The organism is Companilactobacillus crustorum JCM 15951, assembly GCF_001434585.1.
Taxonomy (GTDB): Bacteria; Bacillota; Bacilli; order Lactobacillales; family Lactobacillaceae; genus Companilactobacillus; species Companilactobacillus crustorum.
Genome location: NZ_AZDB01000068.1, coordinates 1 through 3,857, shown reverse-complemented (window position 1 = coordinate 3,857; position 3,857 = coordinate 1). Strand labels below are relative to the sequence as shown.

Annotated in this window: 4 protein-coding genes; 3 read left to right on the top strand and 1 reads right to left on the bottom strand. The window is 33.9% G+C overall.

Translation table 11 applies throughout. The features are described 5' to 3' along the window. Nucleotides 1-722, top strand: a 722-nt coding sequence (locus FD26_RS11175) for a Rossmann-fold NAD(P)-binding domain-containing protein (RefSeq protein WP_057868388.1), incomplete at its 5' end; no start/stop codon positions are given. A gap of 14 nt (nt 723-736) precedes the next feature. Here FD26_RS11175 and FD26_RS10570 read toward each other — a convergent pair. Next, a complete protein-coding gene (locus FD26_RS10570; RefSeq protein ID WP_057868387.1) occupies nt 737-1,180 on the bottom strand; it encodes an Rrf2 family transcriptional regulator in 444 nt (147 codons plus the stop codon). Nucleotides 1,181-1,342: 162 nt separating this feature from the next. Between FD26_RS10570 and FD26_RS10565 the strand changes: the two genes are divergently transcribed. Further along, nucleotides 1,343-2,281, top strand: coding sequence for an ABC transporter ATP-binding protein (locus FD26_RS10565; RefSeq protein WP_057868386.1), 939 nt, complete (start codon nt 1,343-1,345; stop codon nt 2,279-2,281). Then, the gene (locus FD26_RS10560; RefSeq protein WP_057868385.1) at nt 2,281-3,801 is read left to right on the top strand and encodes an ABC transporter permease/substrate-binding protein; all 1,521 of its coding nucleotides are present in this window, start codon (nt 2,281-2,283) and stop codon (nt 3,799-3,801) included. The genes FD26_RS10565 and FD26_RS10560 overlap by 1 nt, the downstream gene beginning before the upstream one ends. The last annotated feature ends 56 nt before the right edge of the window (nt 3,802-3,857 follow it).

Genomic DNA, 3,857 nt, shown 5'->3' with positions numbered 1-3,857 from the left:
AAATTCGGATTAAATTTGCAATCTACCAAGAAGATACCTTAATTAAAGCTTTTGAGAAGAAAGATGTTTTGATCTATGTTCCTAGCAAAAGTCACGATAGCTTCAGTAGGGTAACTGAATTAGAAAATGTTATTAAGGCAGCTCAAAAGTCTCAGGTAGGACATATCTTAGCTATGGGCTTTATTGCTGATCAAGCTAACAATCCGTTTGATTTATCAGCTTTTTATGGATATTTACCTAGAAGATTGGCCTCTTCAGGAATACCTTATACAATTGTGAAAAATGCACTTTATGCTGATCCCTTGGTGCCATATTTACCTGAATTGATTGAAAGAAAAAATGTGATCTATCCAATGAAGGATCAAGCATTAAGTTTTATCAGTTTAGATGATAGTTCTCAAGCTTTTGCTAAAGTAGCAGCAACAAAAGACTTATTAAAGAATGAAAAAGTATATACTTTAACTCAAGCAAGAAATTATACGATACCAGAATTGGCTAAAGTATTAACAGAAGTTTCGGGTTCAGAAATAGGCTATCAGCCAGTTAGTTTAGACGAATTTGCCGCTATTTATAATGAGGGCAATGAAGGTCATATGTTGTCATCTATGTACGATGCAGGCGGAAGGGGCTTTCTGAATGAAGTAAGTGAAGATTATCAAACTATTATGGGACGTACAGCTACACCCTTAAAACAATTTTTAATGGAAAATTATCATAAGTAAAAAACACCATGTTCTTAATCAACATGATGTTCTTTCTCCTTTTGCTCAACTAAGATAGATTCGATAATATCTTGCAAAGAAACATTATTAAACTTTCGCAAAGCTGCCAATTTAGCATCTTCATAATATGTTCCTAAAACATTTTGAATATTTCCTCCGACAATGTCATCAGAATTAGTATTAATGTCTAAGGTGAATAATTGCTTATCGCCTTCAACTGTTAGATAAATATCTAATAAGGTGATCTCATCGGGACCTTTTGATAATTTAGGTTCAGCTGAACCTCTTTTAGTATCAATCAATCCGGCTTGACGGAGGTTACTCATAAGTCTTCTGACGACTACGGGGGATGTTTTGAGACTATTGGCAATTAGCTCGCTGGATAATTTTTGATTCTGATGTATTTCTAGAAAAGCTAGAATGTGAACAGAGTCGCTGAAACGGGTTGAAATTCTCATAGTATTTACCTCAAAAATGTAACTTTTGAATATACAACTATTATCATAAGTGGATTTTAAGAAATAGTCAATTTCTTGAGAGCGTGCGTAAAGTTTGACAGGAAAAATTGGTTATCATATATTTATGGTGACATTTAAAAAGTTACATGAAAGAGATTTGTTATGATAAAGTTTGAACATGTTTACAAGCAATATGAGGGTAATTCCGCCATTGAGGATTTGAACATGGAAATCAATGATGGTGACTTTTTTGTGATGGTCGGTACTAGTGGAAGTGGAAAAACGACAACTTTAAAAATGATTAATCGTTTAATAGAACCTTCGACTGGTAAAATTTTGATTGATGGTCAGGATATAAAAAAATATAATTTGCGAAAAATGCGTTTGAATATGGGATATGTTTTGCAAAATATTGCATTATTTCCTAATTTAACAATTGAGGAAAATATTACGATACAACCCGATTCATTACGCTGGTCTAAAGAAAAGCGAAAGAATACAGCCTGGGATTTACTACAAAAAGTAGGACTTGATCCTAAGGAATATGCTAAACGTTATCCCCATGAATTATCTGGTGGTGAACAACAGCGAGTCGGTATTGTTAGGGCTTTAGCAACAAAGCCAAAGATGGTTTTGATGGATGAGCCTTTTAGTGCCTTAGATCCTATTTCTCGACGACAACTCCAAGATTTAGTTTTAAAACTTCATCGTGAATTGAGAACTACGTTTATTTTTGTTACCCATGATATGTCTGAAGCTATTCGCTTAGGCAATACGATTGCAGTTTTGAGCAAGGGTCATCTGGAACAGCTTGGGAATCGAGACGATATTTTAAATCATCCCAAGAATAAATTCGTTGAGGGGTTCTTTAAGTTAGAGAAGAATGGTCAGGATACCGTTAACTTAATGCTTGATTCGGGCTTAGGACAGACTAGCGATTTGGAAATCAATTCTTCCTTATTGAAAGAGGACACAATTAATACCTTAGCTACTGAGTTAAAAGAGCATAACGGTAAAGTTGTTTTCAAAAAAGATGGCAATAATTATCTTTTAACTACCTCTGATTTAATAGATTTTTTGGCAGAGGAGGAAGATAACTAATGCAAGCAATCCTAAATATTTTACAGACCCAAGGCAATGGCATCATAGAGGCCTTAGGACAGCATATTTCTATTTCTTTAATTTCGTTATTTATAGCAGCTATAATTGCAATTCCTCTGGCAATTATTTTGATGACGCATAAAAGAATTGCAGAAATTATTTTACAAATAACCAGTATTTTACAAACAATTCCAAGTTTAGCCTTGTTAGGTATTTTAATTCCAATTGTGGGCATTGGAACAGTTCCGTCGATCATTGCTTTGGTAGTATATGCAGTAATGCCAATCTTTCAGAATGCTTACTCGGGATTAACGACAATTGATCCTAATTTGGAGGAAGCTGCTGAAGCTTTTGGTTTGTCTCGAGGTAAAAAGTTGCTTAAATTTCAAATACCTTTGGCAATGCCAATGATTATTTCTGGGATTAGAATTGCTATGGTAATGATTATTGGTACGGCTACACTAGCAGCTTTAATTGGAGCCGGTGGTCTAGGTACTTATATTCTTTTAGGAATTGAAACTAATAATAATGCACTACTCTTGGTCGGAGCTGTTTTATCAGCTGTTTTAACATTGATTTTTAGTGCTTTGATCAAAGCTATTTCAAAATTATCTTTGAAAAAGATGGGTATTCTTTTTGCAACACTGATCGTTCTTTTTGGTGGCTTTGCTGGATATAGAAGTTTAGTGAAACCAACTGTTAATGTAACGATTGCTGGTAAAATGGGAAGTGAACCGGAAATTTTGATTAATATGTATAAGGATTTGATTGAACAAGATAATCCTAATATGAAGGTTTCCCTTAAAGCCAATTTTGGTGGTACTTCTTTCCTATATAAAGCTTTGGAGTCTGGTTCAATTGATATTTATCCAGAGTTTACAGGAACTGTTTTGCAGACTTTAGTTAAGAATAAGCAAAATGTGAGCCATAATCCTGAAAAAACTTATCAGGCCGCCCGTGACACTTTGAAAAAAGAAAGCAATATGGAATATCTCAAACCAATGAAATATCAAAATGGATATGATTTGGCTGTAACGAAAAGCTTTGCTAAGAAGTATAATTTGCAAACCATTAGTGATTTAAAAAAGGTTGAGCATCGTTTGCATGCAGGCTTTGATCCTGATTTTTATCAACAAAAAGATGGTTATCCAGGAATTAAAAAAACTTATGGTTTAGACTTAGCAAGTGTTAAAACGATGGAACCTTCCATTCGTTATAAGGCAATTGCTAATGGCAAGGTTAATATTGTTGATGGTTATACAACTGATCCAGAAGTACAGGAATATAACTTGAAAGTTTTAAAAGATGATAAGAATCATTTCCCACCTTATCAGGGAGCACCGTTGATGACTGAAAAGTTTGCAATGCAACATCCAGAAGTTAAAAAGTCATTGAATAAATTAGCTGGCAAAATTACAGAGTCAGATATGCAAAAGATGAATTATTTAGTTTCAGTTAAGCATGAAAAGGCATCGAAAGTAGCTCATGATTATTTGGTGGCACACAAATTGATTAAGTAATTAAAATTTACGAAAAAGGGCTAATGACTGAAGTGCCCTAAAATTGTTAGACATAA

Excerpts from the sequence above, each read along its gene's own strand:
- FD26_RS10560 (WP_057868385.1), top strand. The coding sequence starts at position 2,281 with ATGCAAGCAATCCTAAATATTTTACAGACCCAAGGCAATGGCATCATA.
- FD26_RS10570 (WP_057868387.1), bottom strand. The coding sequence starts at position 1,180 with ATGAGAATTTCAACCCGTTTCAGCGACTCTGTTCACATTCTAGCTTTT.
- FD26_RS10565 (WP_057868386.1), top strand. The coding sequence starts at position 1,343 with ATGATAAAGTTTGAACATGTTTACAAGCAATATGAGGGTAATTCCGCC.